Source organism: Novosphingobium sp. KACC 22771 (assembly GCF_028736195.1).
GTDB lineage: Bacteria > Pseudomonadota > Alphaproteobacteria > Sphingomonadales > Sphingomonadaceae > Novosphingobium.
Genome location: NZ_CP117881.1, coordinates 897,101 through 918,950, shown reverse-complemented (window position 1 = coordinate 918,950; position 21,850 = coordinate 897,101). Strand labels below are relative to the sequence as shown.

Below are 21,850 nucleotides of genomic sequence, written 5' to 3'. Positions count from 1 at the left end.
ACTGGCTCCCTTGCGTTTGACCGTGCGTGGCGTCATCGTCAGGCGAGTTTGGCTAAGAAAGGATACCGGAATGAGGGCTGGATTGGCGGCGCTGTTGGCCGGATTGCTGATCGCCCCGCCTGCCGTCGCGCAACCTGTGGCGGGCGGATGGAGCGCGGGTCAGAGCGACAATCCCGAGGTGCGCGAGGCTGCGCAATTTGCGGCGCGCCAATTGGGCCATCACGCCCGCCTCGCCCATATTGATGCCGTCCGCCAGCAGGTGGTGGCGGGAATGAATTACCGGCTGACGCTGCGCCTGACCAATCGCCAGCGGTGGGATGTGACGGTGTGGCGGCGGTTGGACGGCACGATGGAGTTGAGCCGAAAGCAGCGTCTTTGAGCGCCGCGCCGCCGCTGCTTGGCGCGATCATGGCCGAAGGCTCGGCCCGCGCGCAGGCGCTTTTGGCCGATGTCGTCGCGCGTTGGGGCGGGTCGCTGCGCATCATGGGCCTGATCGAGGAGCCACCGGCAAGCGGCGAGGAATGCACCCCCGGCACATTGGTCAGCATCCAGGATGGCGCGCGCTTCCCGCTGGGCCAGGATCTGGGCTGTGAGGCGCAGGGCTGCACGCTGGATACGGGCGCGCTGGTCAACGCGGGCGCATGGGTCGAGGCGCGCCTCAACGATGCATGCGACCTCCTCATCCTGAGCAAATTCGGCAAGATGGAGGCCGATGCGGGCGGCGGCCTGCTGCCCTGCCTGCTGGCCGCGCTTGATGCGGGCGTGCCGGTGCTGCTCACGATCTCGCCCCGCTTTTCGGCCGCATGGGGCGAATTTGCCGGGCCCTATGCCAACGCTCTCCCGCCCGAACTTGCGGCGGTCGAGCGCTGGCTGGAACAGATTACAGCGCCCGCATCGCCGCCGCCGCAATAGAAAAGCTGCGTCGCCGCGCTTCCTGATCGAACATCTGGCCCGCAACGATGATTTCATCGGCCCCGGTCCGCGCGATCAGGCGGCGCAGCATCGCCTCAATCTCGCCCTGCGTGCCGATCGCGGTGCAGGACATCACCTGATCCAGCATGGCGCGATGGGGCGGGGGCAGATTCTCGTAATAATTCTCGACCGGCGGCTTGACCCCGCCCCGGCTCTGCCCGGTGCGCAGCGCGACAAAGCCCTGCTGCATCGTGGTGGCGAGGAAACGCGCCTCGTCCATCGTATCGGCGGCAAATACATTACAGGCCACCATCACATGCGGCCGGTCCAGCACCGCCGAGGGGCGGAACAGGCGGCGATAGACATCAATCGCCTCGTCCAGCATGGCGGGCGCAAAATGCGAGGCAAAGCCGTAGGGCAGGCCAAAGGCGGCGGCCAATTGCGCGCCATAGGTGCTCGATCCCAAGACCCACATCTCCGGCCGCGCCCCCAGGCCCGGCACGGCGGGAAAGCCCAGCCGGTCATCGCCCGCAAAATAGGCCTGCAATTCCATCACCTGTTGCGGAAAGGCATCGGGATCGCCATGGCGCAGCGCCATCGCCACGCGTCCGTCCGACCCCGGCGCGCGGCCCAGCGCCAGATCGATCCGCCCCGGATAGAGCGCATCGAGCGTGCCGAATTGCTCGGCAATCTGCAAAGGGGCATGGTTGGGCAGCATGATCCCGCCCGAGCCCAGCCGGATACGCGAAGTATGCCCACCCACATGCGCCAGCACGACCGAAGTGGCCGCCCCGCCAATGCCGGGCATGCCGTGATGTTCGGCCACCCAGTAACGCGCGAAACCCTCGGCCTCGGCATGGGCGGCAAGGGCGGCGGCATGGGCATAGGCTTGCGTCAGCGTGCCGCCTTCGAGGACGGGCACAAGATCGAGGACGGACAGGGGGATGGATTGGCTCATGCCCCCTTATTTGGGCATGGCCCCCGTCCGCCGCAAGGAGGGCCCTGATTTATGCGCAGGCCGGGCAACTCTCGCCCGCGACATAGAGCGGCGATGCCTGCTCCTCCTCGCCCACCGGCGCGCCGCACGCCGCGCAGGACACATGATGGCCCAGCGCAAGCCCATGGCCCAGCGTCACGCGTTCATCGAACACGAAACATTCGCCTTCCCAAAGACTTTGTTCCGCAGGCACTTTTTCGAGGTAATTGAGGATGCCGCCTTTCAGGTGATAAACCTCCTCCACCCCTTCGCTTTTCAGGAAAGCGGTGGATTTTTCGCAGCGTATGCCGCCGGTGCAGAACATCGCGACCTTGGGCTGCTTGCCCCTGGTAGAACCTTTGGCGCCCAGCAAAGCCTCGCGCTGGCTGCGGAACCAATCGGGAAATTCGCGGAAAGAGCGCGTGTTGGGATCGATGGCGCGATGAAAGGTTCCGGCAACCACCTCGTAATGGTTGCGCGTGTCGATCACGATAGTGTCCGGGTCGGCAATCAGCGCGTTCCAGTCCTGCGGCTCGACATAGGTGCCGACAATCGCGAGCGGATCGACGCCGGGCACGCCCATGGTGACGATCTCGCGCTTCATGCGCACCTTCATCCGGCCAAAGGGCATGGCGGCGGCGTGGGAATATTTGACCTCCAGCCCGGCGCAGCCCGGCAGCGCGCGGATGTGATCGACCACGGCGGCGATTCCCTGCGCGCTGCCCGCGATGGTCCCGTTGATCCCCTCGCCCGCCAGCAGGAGCGTGCCCTTGATCCCCTGCTCTGCGCACAGCGCCAGCAAGGGCTCGCGCAGGGCCGCAGGATCGGCAAAGGGCGTGAAGTGGTAAAGCGCGGCAACGGTGATCATGGGCGTATTCATGGGAGTGGTCATGGGGGCGGCCCATAGCGCGATTTGGCGCATCAGGCAAAACTGCTCTGGGGCTGGCCCTTGGCGCGCTTGCCTGCTAGGCGGCGCGGATGCTGAACATTTCCGATGTCACCGTGCGCCTTGGTGGCCGCACCATTATTGACCGCGCCAGCGCCGCCCTGCCCACGGGCGCGCGGGTGGGCCTTGTCGGGCGCAATGGCGCGGGCAAATCGACGCTGGTCAAGGCCATCATCGGCGAGCTGGAACCCGACGACGGCAGCATCGACATGCCCCGCCGCTCGCGTCTGGGCTATATCGCGCAGGAAGCCCCCACCGGCACGGCCACCCCGTTTGAAACCGTGCTGGCCGCCGACACCGAACGCGCCGCGCTGCTGGAGGAGGCCGAGACATCGACCGATCCCAACCGGCTTGGCGATGTCCATGACCGGCTGATCGCGATTGACGCCTATACCGGCCCTGCGCGCGCGGCGCGCATCCTGCTGGGTCTGGGCTTTACCGAGGAAATGCAGGCGCAGCCCCTCGATTCCTATTCGGGCGGGTGGAAGATGCGCGTGGCGCTGGCCTCGCTGCTGTTTTCCCAGCCCGACGTACTGCTGCTTGACGAACCCTCGAACCACCTTGATCTCGAAGCGACGCTGTGGCTGGAAAATTTCCTGCGCGCCTATCCCGGCACGCTGCTGATCATCAGCCATGAACGCGATCTGCTCAACAATGTGGTCGATACGATCCTGCATCTTCAGGGCGGCAAGCTGACGCTTTACGCGGGCGGATATGATTCGTTCGAACGCCAGCGCGCCGAACGCGCCGCCCAAGCCGCCGCCGCCAAGGCCGCGCAGGACGCCCAGCGCGCCAAGCTGGAAGATTACGTCCGCCGCAATTCGGCCCGCGCCAGCACCGCCAAACAAGCACAGTCGCGCGCCAAGATGCTGGCCAAGATGCAGCCGGTTCTGGGGATGATCGAGGATCCCTCGCTCTCGTTCAACTTCCCCGATCCGGCCGAATTGCGTCCGCCGCTGATCACGCTGGACCGCGCGGCGGTGGGCTATGGCGACACGCCGATCCTGCGGCGGTTGAACCTGCGCATCGACCCGGATGACCGCATCGCCCTGCTGGGCCGCAACGGCAACGGCAAGACCACGCTGGCGCGCCTCCTGGCCGGGCAATTGCCCGCGATGGAGGGCGAGATGGTCACGGCGGGCAAGCTCAACATCGGCTATTTCACCCAGTATCAGGTGGAAGAACTGGCAGGCGGCGACACGCCGCTGGTGCACATGGCCCGCGCGATGCAGGGCAAGCCCGAAAGCGCGGTGCGCGCCCAGCTTGGCCGCTTCGGCTTTTCCGGCCCCAAGGCGACCACCTCCGTCAGCCAGCTTTCGGGCGGCGAGCGCGCGCGTCTGGCCCTCGCGCTGGTGACGCGCGATGCGCCGCATCTGCTGATCCTCGACGAACCGACCAACCACCTTGATGTCGATGCGCGCGAGGCCCTGGTGCAGGCTTTGAACGATTACCAAGGCGCGGTGATCCTGATCAGCCACGACCGCCACATGGTCGAAATGACCGCCGACCGCCTCGTGCTGGTCGATGGCGGGGCGGCCGAGCCCTATGACGGCAGCATCGAGGATTACATCGACTTCATCCTTGGCCGCAACCAGCCCAAGGCGGCAACCGCCGAGGGCAACGCAAAGCCTGCGCCCTCCGCCGCCGTCAAGGCCAACAACCTGGCCTGGGCCGAGGTGAAGGAATTGCAGAAAAAGGTCGCCAAGGCCGAAAAGGACATGGCCAAATTGCAGGCCAAAATCGCCGAGGTCGATGTCGCCCTGTCCGACCCCGCCAAGGCGGCGCCTGCGCTCAAGGGCATGAACATCGGCAAGCTGGGCCAAATGCGGGAGGCGCTGGAGGCCGAAACGGCGGCGGCCGAGGCGCATTGGATGACGTTGGTGGAAAAGCTGGAGGGATAAGAGGTTTTATGCCTCCGGCGGGCAAAGGGCGAAAGCCCTTTGCAATCCCGTTACTGTCATTATCGTCCCGGTGGATCTGCGTTACGCTTGAGCGCTGGTCGCTGGTTTAAAGGCCGCTGCGCGGCAGGAAAATAACGAAAACTCAGTGTGTTGCTCTTAACTGCGCGCTGTTGGCCACTGCCTCTGTCCGGAGTAAGAAACCTGCCCGATAACAAAATCCTGCCAACCAACAGCTTCTATCTCTGAACGAGTCGCATCCCTTCCGCCAATGACAGAAACGCCAAGACCTTCAACCAAAAAATCGGGCGAACTCCCCAAATATGAGTAAACACCTCTAAGCTTTTTATCTGGCGAGATATAAACCGTGTTGCATTCATCGCACAGCAGTATGATTGTTTCCCTATCATTGCAGAGATAAAAACCAAGCCAGCCCTCTTCGCCGCAGAAATGGCATCCCCCACAATGATACATGGTGCTACTCGATAGAATCATGGGTATTTAACTACACTTCTTTGCCCCTCTCCGCAAAGCTATATATCAGTCCTTCCAAACATTCCCCCCAACCACCACGCCGCCCCCAACACGCAACGCGGACAGTATCGGGATTGCAAAGGGCCCCCGCCCTTTGCCCGCCGGAGGCAAACCCTTAAACCCCAAACAAAACGAGGCGAGGAAAGCCGCAACCTCCCCCGCCCCACCTCGCACTTCATACCGGGGCGGAGCGCAACCCCCGCCCATCAACTCACCGCGTCGCCTTGGCGTCCGCAGCGGTTACCTTGTCCTTGTACTTGTTGCCGAAATTGGCGCGTACATAGTTGACCACATCGGCGGCCTGTTGGTCGCTCATCATCTTGCCGACGGCGGGCATGCCGTTCTTGCCGTGAAGCACGATGTAGAGCGGGTAGCCGGCCGAGGCGAGGTTCTTGTTGGCGGCCAGCGCGGGGTAGTGGCCCGCGGCCTGGGCGCCCTTGGCATCGGACATGTGGCAACCGGCGCAAACGCGCTTGTAGAGGGCCTCGCCGGTCGGTTCGTTGAACTTGAACAGGCTGGTAAAGGCGCCATCGGCATCGCCGGAGCCCTTTTCGCCGGGCTTGGCGATCAGCGTGGTGGGCTGCGCGTCGCCGCGCTGGGCATGGGCGGGAGCCGACAGGCCAAGACCGAGGGCGACGAGAGGAAAGAGGATCTTCTTCATGGATTTCACCCTGCCACAACACGTTGATGCAGACGCCCGATGGCGTCGAGCGAGGAGGTCAGCGCGCCTTCCTGCCATGCCGGGATGAACGAGGCATGCTCGCCCGCCAGCAGGATGCGGCCGTCGATCTGGCACAGGTTGTCGTAATGCTCCTTGCGCGCCTCGGGGCTCCAGTTGCCAAAGCACCCCTGCGTCCAGGGCACGCGGTGCCAGCCCACGGCCACGCCGTTGAGGAACTCGTCCTTGTACTGCGGGTGGATTTTCGAACCCCATTCCACCGCGCGGGCCACACGCTCGGCGGGCGGCAGCGAGGTGAATTCATAGGCATAGGCACCAAAGGTATAGCCGCCCAGCAGGGTGGCCGGACCACTCGAGCCATAGCGCGAGGATGGATAGGAGATCTGGGTGATCGGCAGGTCGGTATAGGAAATGCCGCCGAAAATGTGGTCGTCCTGCTCCCAGAAGCGGCGCTTGAATTCGAGGCCGACCTTGAAGCCCGCCTCATAAGGCACCGCGCGAATGGCGTCGGCCATCTTGTCGCCCACATTCATCTCGATCTGCGAAAGGATCGAGAGCGGGATCGTGCACAGACAATAGTCGGCGCTGGCCGTGCCGCGCTGGCCGGTCTTGGTGTCCTCGAAGGTGGCGGTGACGCCCTTGGCGTCCTGCTTGATCGAAACCACCTTGCTGTTGAAGCGGACGAACTGGCCGACATGCTTTTCAAAGCCCTTGGCCACATTGTCCATGCCGCCCACGGGCTGGAAGATCGAGCTTTGACGCTCGATGCCAAAGCCCGCCGACAGGCCCGTCCACAGATGCGATTGCAGGACGGTCGAAAACTTCATCGGTTCGGACGGGATGGGATAGGCCGAAAGACCGCCGCCCGGATTCTTGGCCCAGCCGCGCCGATCCGAACTTTCCGGCCCCTTCACATAGCGCAGGTCCTTGTCCAGCGAGCCCCAGTCGCGCAGGGCTTCGAGCAGGATTTCCGCGTCCTCCTTGGTCACATCCTCCGACAAGGCCTGCTTGTTCACCGCCTTGGCCAGCAATTCGCTGGTATGGCCCATGAAATCGGCCTGGATCTCGCGATAGGCGATCGGCTTGCCGCCAAAGGCCTGCGTGTTGTGCAGCAGGGCGTTGGTATTGACCTGCATGAAGGGTTCGAGCGCGACGCCCAGTTCGTTGCAGTAAGAGATCATGCCCTTGTGGTCATAGGGCAAACGCCACGGACCCGGATTGATATAGTTGCCCGGCGCGAAACCGACATTCTGCGTTGCCCCGCCCAGCTCGGTAAAGCTGTCGCCGCCGCGCAGCGTCCACGAACGGCCGCCCACGCGATTGTTATATTCCAGCACCTGCACCTTGTAGCCCGCGCGGCTCAGCTCCAGCGCCGCCACCAGCCCCGCCACGCCCGCGCCCAGAATCAGCACCGAGGCGCCCTTGACGTCGCCTTCCAGCTTGGGCTTGCCCTTGAACGTGGTGGCATGGGCCTGATTGAGGCTGGACATGGCCATATACATGGCCGATGCGCCCGCCGTCTTGCCAATCATGGCCAGCAGATCGCGCTTGGTCATCTTTGGAAGGAGCCCATTCGCGGCTGAATTGTCGGTCATTCTCAGGTTCCTGTTCGCATGTGCAACGAGGGGGGCAACATAAGGGGGCAACAAAGGCGGCTCTGCGACCTCTTCTGTCATACCATAGGGCCAGCTTTACCATAGGGATTGTCAGGGCCTCAGGACAATTGAGGATTCCTAACAAAGCTTGGGAGCTGGATTGGGAAATCGGCGCAAATTTCGCATTTGTTGATACGCCAATGTGCTTATTCCGTCCGACCTTGCCCAAAAGGGCCAGAGCCGTGATTTGCGCCGGATCGGAAGGAGCGGCGCATAATGCAACCGTTTACCCCACCCTTTACGGCATAATATTCCGCGCGGCGGTGCATGCATGACACAAAGCAATAAAAGCGACATAAAAGCCCGGTCTATACGCCGAACCCAGTATATGCCCCCCGCCTCCCTCAGGCGTAGCCATTCCTCATCGGGACTTCGCCCCCGGTTTCACAGCCCCCGTGAATCCGGTCGCGATCATGCCCCGACCCAGGGATCAAGGTATAACCATGAGGGAAATTTGCATGAAGAAACTGCTGTTCACCACCACGGCGCTTGCCCTCTTTGCGCCGATGGCGGCACAGGCGGCCGATCAGGCCGAACCGTCGAGCGAGATCATCGTTACCGGCACGCGCCAGACCGGCATGAAGGCCGCCGACAGCGCCGCCCCGATCCAGCTCATCGGTACGCAGGCGTTTCAAAGCGTGGGCCAGCAGGATCTGACGCAGGTTCTGGCCCAGACCCTTCCCTCGCTCAATTTCCAGGGCTTTGGCGGCGACACGGCCAACCTGACCCTTTCGGCCGCGCTGCGCGGGATCAACCCGAATGACACGCTGGTGCTGATCAACGGCAAGCGTCGCCACACCACCGCCAACCTCGCCGTGCTGGGCGGCAGCCCCTATTCGGGCAGCGCCACCACCGACCTGTCGTTTGTGCCCACCAACGCCATCGGCCGCATCGAAGTGCTGCAGGACGGCGCGGCCGCGCAATATGGTTCGGACGCGATCGCGGGCGTGGTCAACATCATGCTGAAAAGCGCCGACCACGGCGGCAGCTTTACCGCCACGGGCGGCAGCAACTATGAAAACGGCGGCAAGACGGCGGCCACCGCGCTCAACCTCGGCTTCAAGCTGGGCGAAAAGGGCTTCATCAACGTCACCGGCGAGTATAAATTCCACGACTACACCTCGCACGGCAATTACGACCGCCGCTTCTTCTATGCCGACGGCTCGCTCAAGCCCGGCCAGAGCGCGGTCGTTACCAACGGCCTCAAGAGCTTCCCCGGCTATCCCAACGTCAACAATATCAATGGCGACGCGCGCTATTCGATTTACAACCTGTCGTTCAACGCCGGCTATGACGTAGGCTCGGACGCGCAGGTCTATGCTTTCGGCACCTATGGCAACCGCAACGCCAAGGCTTTCGAAAACTACCGCTCGCCCAGCCGCGTTTCGGGCACCACCAGCACCGGCACGACGGTCTATCCGCTCCCCGCAGGCTTCCAGCCGCAGGAAAACATCCGCGAGGAAGATTTCTCGCTGACCGCCGGGATCAAGGGCAAGGCGGCCGAGTGGAACTATGACCTCTCGCTGACCTACGGCAAGGATGCGGTCTCGCTCTACACGATCAATTCGGCCAACCCTTCGCTCTTTGCCATGGAGCAATCGGCCAGCGCGACCCCGCTAACCGGCCTCCAGCGCAATTTCTATGACGGCCAGCTTTCGAACAGCGAATGGGTCGGCAATATCGACATCAGCCGCGATTTCGATCTGGGCATGTCCAAGCCTCTGACGCTGGCCTTTGGCGGCGAATATCGCCAGGGTAATTATTCGATTACCCAGGGCGAATATGGCTCCTATGCCTTTGGCGGCGGTCAGTCCTATCCCGGCTTTGCGCCCACCGATGCCGGTTCCTATGGCCGCACCTCCTATGCCGGTTACATTGATGTGGCCGCCGATCCGATCGAACATCTGCATGTGGATGTGGCGGGCCGTTATGAACACTACTCCGACTTCGGCTCGACCGTTGCGGGCAAGTTCAACGCCCGTTATGACTTCAGCGAGCAACTGGGCATTCGCGGCACGGTGTCGAACGGCTTCCGCGCTCCCACGCTGGCCGAACAGTATTATTCGTCGGTCAACGTCGGCCCCGGCTCGACCTTTGGCCAGCTTCCCCCCAACTCGGCGGCGGCCCAGCTCCTTGGCTTCCCCAAGCTGAAGGCGGAAAAGTCGACCAACTTCTCGGTCGGTTTCGTGGCCCATCCGCTGCCCAAGCTGCAGATCACGGTTGACGCCTATCAGATCAAGATCCGCGACCGCATCGTTCCCTCGGGCGATATCTTCGGCTTCCTCGACGGCTTTGGCACCAACGGCATCGTTTCGCAGGCCGTGCTCAACGCGCTGATCTCGCGCGGCGTATCGCTGGCCGATGCCTCGTCCTATGCGGGCATCGACATCTTCAGCAACGGCGTTGACACCCGCACCCGCGGCGTGGAAGCCACCGCCAGCTACAGCAGCGACTTTGGCGAAATGGGCAAGGTCGACTGGTCGCTGGGCGCCAACTATAACAAGACCGAGATCACCAAGGTCAACCCGCTGCCCGCCGCGGTTTACAATGCCGCCGCCGGTCAGACCGACCTGCTGACCCAGACCGCCAAGGATGCGCTGACCACGGCAACGCCGCGCGTCAAGCTGATCGCGGGCGCGCTGTGGAACGTCGGCAAGTTCTCGATCAACCTGCGCGAAACGCTGTATGGCACCACCAGCCAGCACATCAGCACCGACGGCACCGGCAATTGCGCCGGGGGCGATACCGCCACCTGCCGCAACATGAAGATCGGCACGACCTTCATCACCGACCTCAACGTGGGCTACAAGGTAACGCCGAAGATCCGCTTCGACCTTGGCGCGAACAACCTGTTCGACAAGCAGGCGCCGACCATGCCCACCATCAATCGCGGCACAACCGGCGAGCGTCCGCTGGCCAACAATGTGTACAATGCCCCGCTTTCCTTCACGCCTTGGGGCATCAACGGGGGCTATTACTACGCCCGCGCGACGATCAACTTCTAAGCCTTTTACATAAACCTGCTGCCCGGTCCGCTGTCCCCCATGGGGCCTGCGGGCCGGGTTTTTCTTTGCCTGCCGCCGCACTTTGGCCCTATGCGGATGATGTGATGAGCGATCCTTTTGCCCAAGCCGCCGAGGCATTGGCCACGGCCCCTGCCCGCGCGGAAAAGCTGGCCCGCGCGCTGGCCGCCCGTGCGCCGCAAGACCCGCGCCCGCGCCTGATTTTGGCCTCTGCCCTGCGGCGACAGGGGCGCTGTGTCGAGGCGCTCGGTCTGCTGGCCCCGCTGGCGCAGGCCTTTCCCCGCGCGGCGCGCACGCGCTATGAATTGGGCCTGTGTTTGCGCGCGACGGGGCGCGCCGCCGATGGCCTTTCGCAGCTGGAGGCTGCGGTTCAACTCGACCCTGCATTGGGCGAGGCATGGCAGGCGCTGGCCGATGCGGGTTTTGCCATGGGCGACGCCGCGCGCGAAATGCGGGCCAAGGCGGCGCTGGCGCGGCTGTCGGCGGACCATCCCGATGTGGGGCGGGCGGCCGAAATGGTGGCGCTGGGTCGCCATGGCGATGCCGAACCGATCCTGCGCGCCTTCCTGATGGCCCAGCCCAACCATGCCGAGGCCTCGCGCCTGCTGGCGGCCTGCTATGTGGCGGTGCGGGCCTTTGACCATGCCGAGACTTTGCTGCGCCATGCCTTGACGCTCGATCCGGGCTTTACGATCGCCCGCTTCGATCTGGCCCGTGCGCTGTTCATCCGGCAGGAGGCCGAAGCGGCGATGGGGGAACTGGCGCCCCTGCTGGCTGCCGAACCGGCCAATCCGGCCTATCGCAACCTTCAGGCGGGCTGTCTCGCTCTGCTGGGTGACGAGGCGGGGGCGGAGGCGCTGCATGCCGGTTTGGCGCGGGAATTTCCCGGCAATCCGCGCGTGGCCATCAACCATGGCCATGCTTTGCGCACCAAGGGCGAGCGTGATGCGGCCATCGCCGCCTATCGCCGCGCCGCCGCGCTGGCGCCCCATGTCGGCGAGGCGTGGTGGTCGCTGGCCAATCTGAAGGTTGCGGCGCTCAGCGAGGGCGATCTGGCGGCGATGCGTGGGCTTTTGGCGCGGGGAGATCTGGCCGAGATCGACCGGCTGCATCTGGAATTTGCCGTGGGCCGCGCCGCCGAGGATGCGGGCCGCGCGGGCGATGCCTTTGCCCATTATGCGCGCGGCAATGCATTGGTGCGCCGCCATTTCGCCATGGTCGCCGAGGATTATCCGGCGCAGGCGGAGCGGGTTTCGGCGCTGTATACGCCCGAGTTTTTTACCACCCGCGAAGGATGGGGGGCTGACAGCGATGCGCCGATCTTCGTCGTCGGCTTGCCGCGCTCGGGCTCCACTTTGGTCGAGCAAATCCTGGCCAGCCACCCGGATATCGAGGGGACGATGGAACTGCCCTATATCGGCGCGCTGGCGGCGCGGATTGCGGCTCAGGGGGATGATGCGCTGGCCAAGGCCGATGCGGCGCAGGTGCGCGCATGGGGCGAGGAATATCTGGCGCGCGCGGCGGTGCATCGGCGGCTGGGTCGGGCGCGGTTTATCGACAAGATGCCCAACAATTTCCGCCATATCGGCCTGATCCGGCTGATTCTGCCCCATGCGCGGATCGTCGATGTGCGCCGCGCGCCGATGGCGGCGTGTTTCTCCGGCTTTAAACAGCTCTTTGCCGAGGGGCAGGAGTTTTCCTATGATCTGACCGAGTTGGGGCGCTATTATCGGCACTATCTCGCGCTGATCCGCCATTTTGCACGGGCCGCGCCGGGGGCTGTCCATACGCTGGTCTATGAGGATCTGGTCGAGGACACCGAGGGGCAGGTGCGCCGCCTGCTGGACGCGGTGGGGGTGGATTTCGACCCGGCCTGTCTGCGGTTTTTCGAAAATGACCGCGCGGTGCGCACCGTCTCCAGCGAGCAGGTCCGGCGGCCGATCTATCGCTCCGGGCTCGACCACTGGCGGGCGTTTGAAGCGGATTTGGGAGCTTTAAAGGAAGCCTTGGGGGATGCGTTGGAGGGGTGGCGGTAGAGTTTTAGGGTTTTGCCTCCGGCGGGCAAAGGGCGAGGGCCCTTTGCAAACCCGTTACTGGTGGCGTTCGGTTGGCAGCGTGAGCGCTATGGTCAAATATTGAAAGCCTGCGGCGCTTTTGATGGCGTCGCAGGCTTTCAAATTTCCACCTTGCGTCCGATACTTAAGATCGAACCAGCGCGCAACGCAAACAATTATGGGAGCGCGAGGGGCGAGCCCCTCGCATCTTAAAAATCGCGAAGCGAATAAGCGCCCAAACGCTTACTCCGCCGCGATCCCCGCTGCCTTGAACATATCCTCGGTCCCCTCGCCTTCGTTGAAGACCAGCGCGGCCGGATCATTGGCCTTGGCCTTGCGGCGCGAATCAAAGCTGCTCCACACGGTGTTCCAGTCGCCGCGCGTGGCGCCCTTGGAATATTCGGTGGCGCGGGTTTCGAAGAAGTTGGCATGCTCGACGCCGTTGAGCAGCGGCTGGAGCCAGGGCAGCGGATGGTCCTCGATCATATAGATCGGCTGAAAGCCAAGCTGGCCCAAACGCCAATCGGCGATGTAGCGGATGTAGCGCTTGATGTCCTTGGCGCTCATGCCGGGCACCGGGCCCTGTTCAAACGCGAGGTCGATGAAGGCGTCCTCAAGGCGCACCGTCTTTTGGCAGCAATCGATGATGTCTTCCTTGACCGCCTTGGTCAGGCAGCCGCGTTCGGCGACAAAGGCATGGAACAGCTTGGTGATGCCTTCGCAATGGAGCGATTCGTCGCGCACCGACCACGAGACGATCTGGCCCATACCCTTCATCTTGTTGAAGCGGGGGAAGTTCATCAGCATGGCGAAGGAGGCGAAGAGCTGGAGCCCTTCGGTAAAGCCGCCGAACATGGCCAGCGTGCGGGCGATATCCTCGTCCGAATCGACGCCGAACGTGGCCATGTAGTCGTGCTTGGCCTTCATTTCCTCATATTCGAGGAACATGCCATATTCCGTTTCGGGCATGCCGATCGTGTCGAGCAGATGCGAATAGGCCGCGATGTGGATCGTTTCCATGTTCGAAAACGCCGCCAGCATCATCTTGATTTCGGTGGGCTTGAACACGCGGCCATATTTTTCGTGATAGCAGTCCTGCACTTCCACGTCGGCCTGGGTGAAGAAGCGGAAGATTTGCGTGAGCAGGTTGCGCTCATGCTCGGAAATCTTCTGCGCCCAGTCGCGGCAATCCTCGCCCAGCGGCACTTCCTCGGGCAGCCAGTGGACCTGCTGCTGACGCTTCCAGAAGTCGTAAGCCCAGGGATATTCGAAGGGCTTGTAGGTCTTACTGGCTTCGAGAAGGGACATGCGACAACTCCAGAATCGGCGGTTTTCAAGGCCCGCGACAGGCGGGAGCGTCAAGCGATACGCGGCCCGGCCCATCAACAGATAGATGGTAATGCGTGCAGGCGACCACAAGGTCTTGTGGATATGCGCTGCATCGTCTGCCCTTGCTTGATAACAGTTTCGGCGCCGGGATGCATCGGGGAGAAATGCTTTCCCACAGATTCGGCGGAAGATTTTTTGTTGGGGGAAGAAGGCAGGAAAAAATGCGAGGGGTGGTTTTTAGAGAGCCGATTTTTCGAGACAAATCGGTTGGCCACTCGCGCTCCCGTTACTGTCTGCGATGCGCCACGGGTTCGGCCGATGGGTGTTGGGCGCAAGGCTGGAATGATAAAGCCTGCGGCGCCTTTAACCAGCGCCGCAGGCTTTCAAATCCAACCGACTGGCGCTCGGCTGCGAACCTCACGCCAACCCATTAAAGGGATTGCAAAGGGCCCCCGCCCTTTGCCCGCCGGAGGCAAACCTTTATTTCCAGAACCAACGCGGCGACAGCCCGCGCCCTTTGCGAAAACCCCACATCTGGACATAGAGCCAGATGCCCGAAATCGAGAAGAAGAGCAGCGCAAAGCCGGTGAGCGTCGAGATCAGCACGCCGACCGGGCCGAACTCCTCGCCCGAATGCAGGTGGTGGAGCAGGCCCACGATGCTCTGGCCGCCCTTTTGCTTGGGTCGGCACATGACGTCAGGCGGGCAGACGAAATCGGGCTGAAGCTTCGAGATCGAGGCCGGTGCCCCTTGCGCCTGCTGCGGCTTGCTTTGCGTCAGGGGCACGATCTGGCTGAGCACGCCGGTCACCGCCATCCACAACATGAAAACGCCGAAAAACAGACTGAGCCAGCGGTGCCACTTACGCATGAAATTCCCTTCCTAGATTCGGGCCTTGAACAAGCGCGGTCCCGTTGCGCGCCAAGGTTACGCGCCCATGAAAAGCAGGCAATGCGACATATTGGCAAGCCGCGAAGGGTGAGAAAATGTCGCAAGGGGTGTCAGCAGGGCAAGAAGGTAAGGGATAGATGCGAGGGACTCGTCCCTCGCGCTCCCGTTACTGTCTGCGTTGCGCCAAGGGTTCGGCCGATGGGTGCGGGACGCAAGGCTGGAATGATAAAGCCTGCGGCGCCGACAAAAAGCGCCGCAGGCTTTCAATTCATCGCCTCATCCGCATCACTGCCAACGAAGCGCCACCAGTAAAGGGATTGCAAAGGGCCCCCGCCCTTTGCCCGCCGGAGGCATCACCCCCGCAAAAAATCACTGACAGGCCAGACATTCCTCGTAGTCCGTCTCGCCCTTGGCCTCCAATTCGATTCTTGGGGCCGCCGAGGTGTTGTCAGCCTCGACCCCGCCGGCAAAGCCCGCACGCTGGACCGACTTGGAGCGCAGATAGTAGAGCGACTTGATGCCCTTTTCCCAAGCCTGATAATGCAGCATCATCAGGTCCCACTTGTCCACATCGGCCGGGATGTAGAGGTTCAGCGACTGGGCCTGGTCGATGTAGGGCGTGCGGTCGGCGGCGAATTCAAGCAGCCAGCGCTGGTCGATCTCAAAGCTGGTCTTATAGGTCGCCTTTTCCTCGGGGCTGAGGAAATCGAGGTGCTGGACCGAGCCGCCATGTTCGAGAATCGAATTCCACACATTGTTGGAATCCTTCGACTTTTCGGCCAGTAGCTTTTGCAGATAGGGGTTCTTGACGACAAACGAACCCGAGAGCGTCTTGTGCGTATAGATGTTGGCCGGGATCGGCTCGATGCAGGCGCTGGTGCCGCCGCAGATGATCGAGATCGAAGCGGTCGGCGCGATCGCCATCTTGCACGAGAAACGCTGCATCACGCCCATGTCGGCGGCATCGGGGCATGCGCCGCGCTCCTGCGCCAACAGGATGCTCGCCTCGTCCGCCTTGGCCGAGATGTGCTTGAACATTTTCAGGTTCCACGCCTTCGCCATCGCGCTTTCAAAGGCGATGCCCTTCTTCTGCAGGAAGGAGTGGTAGCCCATCACGCCCATGCCGACGCTGCGTTCGCGCATGGCCGAGTACTTGGCGCGGGCCATTTCGGACGGCGCGCGGTCGATATAGTCCTGCAGCACGTTGTCGAGGAAACGCAGCACGTCCTCGATAAAACGCTTGTCGCCGTTCCACTCGTCCCACGTCTCAAGGTTGAGCGAAGACAGGCAGCACACGGCGGTGCGGTCATTGCCCAGATGGTCCTTGCCGGTGGGCAGGGTGATTTCGCTGCACAGGTTCGAGGTGTAGACCTTGAGGCCCAGATCGCGGTGATGCTTGGGCATCATGCGGTTTACCGTGTCGGAGAACACGAGGTAAGGCTCGCCCGTGGCCAGACGCACTTCGACCAGCTTCTGGAACAGGCTGCGCGCATCGACCTTGCCGCGCACGCTGCCGTCCTTGGGCGATTTCAGTTCAAATTCGCGCCCGTCGCGCACCGCCTGCATGAAATCATCGGTCAGCAGCACGCCATGGTGCAGGTTCAAGGCCTTGCGGTTGAAGTCGCCGCTGGTCTTGCGGATTTCGAGGAATTCCTCGATTTCCGGGTGGCTGACATCGAGATAGGCCGCCGCCGAACCACGGCGCAGCGACCCTTGCGAAATCGCCAGCGTCAGACTGTCCATCACGCGCACAAAGGGGATGATGCCGCTGGTCTTGCCGTTGAGGCCGACCTGCTCGCCAATCCCGCGCACCTTGCCCCAATAGGTGCCGATGCCGCCCCCTCGCGAGGCCAGCCACACGTTCTCGGTCCAGGTCGACACGATGCCGTCGAGGCTGTCCTCAACTGTGTTGAGATAGCACGAGATCGGCAGGCCGCGCCCGGTGCCGCCGTTCGACAAAACCGGCGTTGCGGGCATGAACCAGAGCTTGGAAATATAGTCATAGATGCGCTGGGCATGGTCGGCATCGTCGGCATAGGCGTCGGCCACGCGGGCGAACAAGTCCTGATACTTTTCGCCGGGCAGCAGATAGCGGTCATCAAGCGTCTCGCGCCCGAAATCGGTCAGCAGCGCATCGCGCGCAGGGTCGATCACGATGTTGAACCGGCGCGCATCAACGCGCTTGGTATCCTCGGGCTGCTTGGGCGAGGAAGCGGCAGCGGCGGCCACACTGAGCAGATCGCCCATGCGTTCGGCGCTCAATAAGTCGGCCGTGGCCATATCAGTCTTGTCATTCATCGGCATAGCCGGGCCTGCGCCCGCCTCCTTCTTATCGGACAGAACGGCGGCGCCCTGGGCGCCTGTCTGCGGCTCGGTCAGCGGCAAAGTCGAATGATCGCTGTTGCGTTCGGCCCGCTCATCCCCGCTGCTGAAATCCACGTTCTGCCCCTCCATGGTGTTGAAACTGGTTGCTCCGGCGCATCACAGGGCTGCTCTTTTCCCAACAATCGCGCCGCGACGAGGCTTTGCGGCCTCCGGCGGGCAATCACTAGGGATAGAGGTCGGCACCCGTTACCGGCCACCACTGGTTGTGCCTCAAACCGAAGTTGATTGCTATACAGATAGTGCGTTTCCTGCATTGTGCCACCAGCGCGGCGACGCGGCGGAAATCGGGCATTGGCCTGTCACGCAAGAGTCAAATTGGGCAAAAGGCAAAAAAGTTCTCCACATCTGCATGCGCCCTGCGGATCGGCTTTGCGCTTGGCGACGGGCTGTACTAATCTGCTATGACACCCCAACCCACGGGAGAAAACCGATGTTCCGATTAATCGCTGCGCTGTTTTCCGGGCTTGTTGTCGGGCTGGTGGCCCGCTTTGTCTATTTGGGCACGGTGCCGATGGGGTGGTGGATGACGATTTTCCTGGGCATCGGGGGCTCGCTGCTGGCCGATCTGGTGGTCAATCGCGGCGATGTGGGGCGCCCGGCGCGTCCGGCCGGATTTATCGCCTCGGTGGTGGGGGCAATGGCGCTGATCTTTCTCGGGCGGCATCTGGGCTGGCATTGATGTAAATAGGCAACGCCTTGAAATCTTCATAAAATCGTCATCAAACCGCCTCTGTTCCGCCACTTGTCCGTAACAGGGCGGTCCTAGGCCGCGCCCCATCACTGCATCTGCACATGGGGGTCGTCATGTCCAAACTTTGCCATCTTCTGCTTGCCGCCAGCGCGCTTTGCCCGCTCAGCCTTGCCCATGCGGCCGAAGCGCCCGTTGCGGCCGCGCCGACCGCCGCCGATGCGGGCGAATCGGACGCCATCGTCGTTATCGGTCAGGGCGTTGTGCGTCAGGCCCAGACCCTGACCGCCAAGGATCTGGCCGTGCTGGTCCCCGGCACCAGCCCGTTCAAGGCGATCGAAAACCTGCCCAGCGTCAATTTCCAGAGCGCCGATCCGTTCGGTTCGTATGAATGGGCCACGCGCGTCTCGATTCGCGGCTTTAACCAGAATCAGCTCGGCTTCACCCTCGACGGCGTGCCGCTGGGCGATGCCACCTATGGCAACCTCAACGGGCTGCATGTCAGCCGCGCGATCATCACCGACAATATCGGCGCCACCCGCGTGACGCAGGGCGCGGGCGCGCTGGGCACGCAGGCGACCAACAATCTGGGCGGCACAATCGAGTTTTCCAGCCTCGATCCGCTCGACCATTTCGCGCTGGACGCCGCCGCCACCTATGGCAGCTTCAACAGTTGGCGCGCCTTTGGCCGGGTGAATGCGGCCAGCGAGAACGGCGACCTGCGCGGCTTCATCTCGGTCGATCACCACGAAACCGCCAAGTGGAAGGGCTATGGCCAGCAGCGCCAGACGCTGGTGAACGCCAAGATCGTGGGCGATCTGGGCGCGACGCAACTGTCCGCCTATGGCTCCTATTCCGACCGCGCCGAGGTCGACTATCAGGATCTCAGCCTCGATATGCTGAACCGCCTCGGCTATAAGTGGGACAATATTTCAAACAATTACGCGCTGGCGGTCAAGGTCGCCGATGTGGCGGCCAACAACGGCTATTCGGGCGCCGTGCCCACCAATCCTTCGGCGGGCACGGCATGGCCCGCGCCCTTTGCCAATGCCGATGATGCCTATTATTCGGGCGGCGGTCTGCGCAAGGACTTCCTCGGCTGGGTGGGCGCCAAGACCCAGTTGAGCGAGAAGTTCTCCGGCGAGATCAAGGCCTATTACCACGACAACAAGGGTCGCGGCCTCTGGTGGACGCCCTATGTCAACAGCCCGAACGGCATCCCGCTCTCGCTGCGCACCACCGAATATGCGATCAAGCGCGGCGGCATTTTCGGCCATATCGACGGCGAGATCGGCGCGCACAAGCTGACCATCGGCGGCTGGTGGGAACACAATGCCTTCAATCAAGCGCGCCGCTATTACGCCGTGCTCAGCCGCACCGATCCGGGCCAGGGCCTGCTTGATTGGCCGTCCAACCCGTTTGCCACGCAATGGGAGCTGAATTTCGCCACCGAGACGCTGCAATATCATGTGGCCGATACGGTGAAATATGGCGACCTGACCATCAATCTGGGCTGGAAGGGCTTTGCCGTCATCAACAAGGCCACGCCGGTGATTGCGGGCGGTCGCGCCTCGGGCCGGATCGCGGCCAAGGACTGGTTCCAGCCCACCGTGGGCGCGGCCTACAAGATCGGGGCCAACAGCGAAATCTATGCCGGTTTCGCCCAGGCCACCCGCGCCTATCAATCCGCCACCACCAGCGGCCCCTTCTCGGCCACGCAGGCCGGGTTCGACGCGGTAAAGGGCAGCCTGAAGCCGGAAAGCTCGGACACATATGAGGCGGGCTATCGCTATTCGGACGCGCGCATCAACGCCACGCTGGGCGCATACCTGACCAATTTCCACAACCGCCTGCTGGTGATCCCCACCGCCGCCGGGATCGTGGGTTCGGCCAATCTGCTCTCCAACGTGGGCGGCGTGCGCTCGGCGGGCATCGAGGCGCTGGTCAACGCGCGTCTGGGCCATGGCTTCTCCACCACCCTGTCCTATGCCTATAATGACAGCACCTATCGCGACGACATCGGCGCCTACAAGCTGGTGGGCAAAACCACTGTCGATGCGCCAAAGCACCTAGCCCGCGCCGAGCTGGCCTATGATAACAAGGTGATCTTCGGGCGGGTTGCGGTCAATTACATGTCGAAGCGCTATTTCACCTATACCAACGATCAATCGGTGGGCGGCCGCACGCTGGTCGATGCCAGCATCGGCTATCGCGTCAAGACGCCCTTCTCGGACCGCCCGATCGAGCTTCAGGTCAATGCGACCAACCTGTTCGATGAAAAATATGTCTCCACCATCGGCACCAACGGCTTCGGCTTTGCCGGCGACAACCAGACCTTGATGGTGGGCGCGCCGCGCGCGGTGTTCGGTACGATCAAGGCAGGGTTCTGATGAGCGTGAAATCGGCGTTTTTGGGTGTGTTGCTGGCGGCGGGGATCATCCCCGCCGCCTCGGCCAAACCGGCGGCCAAACCGGCGTATCATCCGGTGCTGATGATTTCGATCGACGGCTTGCGACCGGGCGATGTGATCGAGGCGGACAAGCGGGGGCTGAAAATTCCGGCCCTGCGCGCACTGCTGGCCGAGGGCGCCCATGCAGCGGGCGTGGTCGGCGTGTTGCCGACGCTCACCTTTCCCAGCCACACGACGCTGATAACCGGGGTCGATCCGGCGCATCACGGCGTGCTCAACAACGTCACCTTCGACCCGACCGCCATCAATCAGGATGGCTGGTACTGGTATGCCTCCGACATCAAGGTGCCCACCTTGTGGGACGCGGCGCGGACCAAGGGGCTGACCACCGGCAATGTCCATTGGCCCGTCAGCGTGGGGGCCAGGATCGGCTGGAACCTGCCCCAGATCTGGCGCACCGGCCATCCCGATGATGCCAAGCTGGTGGCGGCGCTCTCCACGCCGGGCCTGTTGCCCGAACTGGAGGCCAAGGAAGGCCCCTATGCGCCCGGCAAGGACGAGGACCTGCCCGCCGACCAGACACGAGGGCGCTTTGCCGCCCGCCTGATCGCCGCGCATCATCCCGATTTCCTGACCGTTTACCTGACCGCGCTGGACCATACCCAGCATGAGACGGGGCCGGACAGCGCGCAAAGCCATGCCGTGCTGGAAAGCATCGACGCCATTGTCGGCCATCTGGTCGCGGCCGAGCGCAAGGCGCATCCCGATGCGGTGATCGCGCTGGTTTCCGACCATGGTTTTGCCGCGGTGGACAATGCCTTCAACCTCAGCCGCGCATTGATCGATGCGGGGCTGATCCGTCTGTCCGCGCCCGACCCGCTGGGGCGGCAAAAGATCGAGAGCTGGGACGCGGTGGCATGGGCCTCGGGCGGATCGGTGGCGGTGGTGCTGGCGCGGCCGGACGATGCGGCGCTCAAGGCCAAGTTGCGCGAGTTGCTGGTCGGGCTGAAGGCCGATCCGGCCAACCACATCACCGACATGCTGGAGGGCGATGCCATCATCAAGGCGGGCGGCAATCCGCAGGCGAGCTTCTATCTCAACCTGGCCCCTCCGATGCTGGCCACAGGCTATATCGCGGCTGCGGCGCCTTTGCGCTTTGTGCCGCCCACCAAGGGTATGCACGGCTTCTTCCCCGCCGATCCGCGTATGCGCTCGACCTTCATCATCGCCGGTCCCGGCATTCCCAAGGGCCGCGATCTGGGCGAAATCGACATGCGCGCCATCGCGCCCACGCTGGCGCGGATCATGGGCGCGCGGCTGGATCAGGCCCAGGCCCCGGCCATCCCGTTCTGATGCCTGTGACGCGCAGGGCCACCCCTGCGCGTCACCACTCCTGCACAATACCGCTCCTGCCCTGCACCACGGGGCATTTATTGTATTTTTATTTGCCGCTCCGCCGGCTTTCCCATA

15 protein-coding genes are annotated in these 21,850 nt (G+C 63.1%); 8 read left to right on the top strand and 7 right to left on the bottom strand.

Annotated features, from left to right (window positions below):
- Positions 1–70: 70 nt before the first annotated feature.
- Positions 71–379 carry a cystatin domain-containing protein gene (locus PQ467_RS03990; protein ID WP_274175261.1) on the top strand — a complete coding sequence of 103 codons (309 nt, stop codon included), beginning with the start codon at positions 71–73 and terminating at the stop codon, positions 377–379.
- Positions 376–912: a DUF2478 domain-containing protein gene (locus tag PQ467_RS03985; protein WP_274175260.1), complete on the top strand. Its 537-nt coding sequence runs from the start codon at positions 376–378 to the stop codon at positions 910–912. The genes PQ467_RS03990 and PQ467_RS03985 overlap by 4 nt, the downstream gene beginning before the upstream one ends.
- On the opposite strand, the gene PQ467_RS03980 is transcribed toward PQ467_RS03985, so the two are convergent.
- Complete coding sequence (locus PQ467_RS03980) at positions 881–1,870, bottom strand: LLM class flavin-dependent oxidoreductase (RefSeq protein WP_274175259.1); 990 nt, start codon at positions 1,868–1,870, stop codon at positions 881–883. The two genes, PQ467_RS03985 and PQ467_RS03980, sit on opposite strands and share 32 nt — an antisense overlap.
- 49 nt (positions 1,871–1,919) lie before the next feature.
- On the bottom strand, positions 1,920–2,780 hold the full coding sequence (gene trhO, locus PQ467_RS03975; RefSeq protein WP_274175258.1) for an oxygen-dependent tRNA uridine(34) hydroxylase TrhO: 861 nt from the start codon (positions 2,778–2,780) through the stop codon (positions 1,920–1,922).
- An 86-nt stretch (positions 2,781–2,866) separates the two neighbouring features.
- Between trhO and PQ467_RS03970 the strand changes: the two genes are divergently transcribed.
- The gene (locus PQ467_RS03970; RefSeq protein ID WP_274175257.1) at positions 2,867–4,735 is read left to right on the top strand and encodes an ABC-F family ATP-binding cassette domain-containing protein; all 1,869 of its coding nucleotides are present in this window, start codon (positions 2,867–2,869) and stop codon (positions 4,733–4,735) included.
- A gap of 742 nt (positions 4,736–5,477) precedes the next feature.
- Here the strand turns inward: PQ467_RS03970 and PQ467_RS03965 are convergent.
- Positions 5,478–5,927, bottom strand: coding sequence for a c-type cytochrome (locus PQ467_RS03965; protein WP_274175256.1), 450 nt, complete (start codon positions 5,925–5,927; stop codon positions 5,478–5,480).
- Positions 5,928–5,932: 5 nt separating this feature from the next.
- Positions 5,933–7,501, bottom strand: a complete 1,569-nt coding sequence (locus PQ467_RS03960) for a flavin monoamine oxidase family protein (protein ID WP_274175255.1) — start codon at positions 7,499–7,501, stop codon at positions 5,933–5,935.
- Positions 7,502–8,058: 557 nt separating this feature from the next.
- Between PQ467_RS03960 and PQ467_RS03955 the strand changes: the two genes are divergently transcribed.
- Positions 8,059–10,605: a TonB-dependent receptor plug domain-containing protein gene (locus PQ467_RS03955; RefSeq protein WP_274175254.1), complete on the top strand. Its 2,547-nt coding sequence runs from the start codon at positions 8,059–8,061 to the stop codon at positions 10,603–10,605.
- A gap of 104 nt (positions 10,606–10,709) precedes the next feature.
- Complete coding sequence (locus PQ467_RS03950; protein ID WP_274175253.1) at positions 10,710–12,659, top strand: tetratricopeptide repeat-containing sulfotransferase family protein; 1,950 nt, start codon at positions 10,710–10,712, stop codon at positions 12,657–12,659.
- Positions 12,660–12,920: 261 nt separating this feature from the next.
- Here the strand turns inward: PQ467_RS03950 and PQ467_RS03945 are convergent, their stop codons facing one another.
- The 3 genes from PQ467_RS03945 to PQ467_RS03935 all read right to left on the bottom strand — a co-directional run bounded on the left by PQ467_RS03945 (position 12,921) and on the right by PQ467_RS03935 (position 17,177).
- Positions 12,921–13,985 carry a ribonucleotide-diphosphate reductase subunit beta gene (locus tag PQ467_RS03945; RefSeq protein ID WP_274175252.1) on the bottom strand — a complete coding sequence of 355 codons (1,065 nt, stop codon included), beginning with the start codon at positions 13,983–13,985 and terminating at the stop codon, positions 12,921–12,923.
- Positions 13,986–14,486: 501 nt separating this feature from the next.
- Complete coding sequence (locus PQ467_RS03940; protein WP_274175251.1) at positions 14,487–14,876, bottom strand: PepSY-associated TM helix domain-containing protein; 390 nt, start codon at positions 14,874–14,876, stop codon at positions 14,487–14,489.
- A gap of 390 nt (positions 14,877–15,266) precedes the next feature.
- Positions 15,267–17,177, bottom strand: coding sequence for a ribonucleoside-diphosphate reductase subunit alpha (locus PQ467_RS03935; RefSeq protein WP_443192996.1), 1,911 nt, complete (start codon positions 17,175–17,177; stop codon positions 15,267–15,269).
- Positions 17,178–17,712: 535 nt separating this feature from the next.
- Between PQ467_RS03935 and PQ467_RS03930 the strand changes: the two genes are divergently transcribed.
- The 3 genes from PQ467_RS03930 to PQ467_RS03920 all read left to right on the top strand — a co-directional run bounded on the left by PQ467_RS03930 (position 17,713) and on the right by PQ467_RS03920 (position 21,733).
- The gene (locus PQ467_RS03930; protein ID WP_274175250.1) at positions 17,713–17,961 is read left to right on the top strand and encodes a GlsB/YeaQ/YmgE family stress response membrane protein; all 249 of its coding nucleotides are present in this window, start codon (positions 17,713–17,715) and stop codon (positions 17,959–17,961) included.
- 125 nt (positions 17,962–18,086) lie between these two features.
- Positions 18,087–20,360 (top strand): TonB-dependent receptor, encoded by a 2,274-nt coding sequence (locus tag PQ467_RS03925; RefSeq protein WP_274175249.1) that lies wholly within the window; start codon positions 18,087–18,089, stop codon positions 20,358–20,360.
- Positions 20,360–21,733 carry an alkaline phosphatase family protein gene (locus tag PQ467_RS03920; RefSeq protein ID WP_274175248.1) on the top strand — a complete coding sequence of 458 codons (1,374 nt, stop codon included), beginning with the start codon at positions 20,360–20,362 and terminating at the stop codon, positions 21,731–21,733. Before PQ467_RS03925 ends, PQ467_RS03920 begins: the two co-directional genes overlap by 1 nt.
- Positions 21,734–21,850 lie beyond the last annotated feature (117 nt).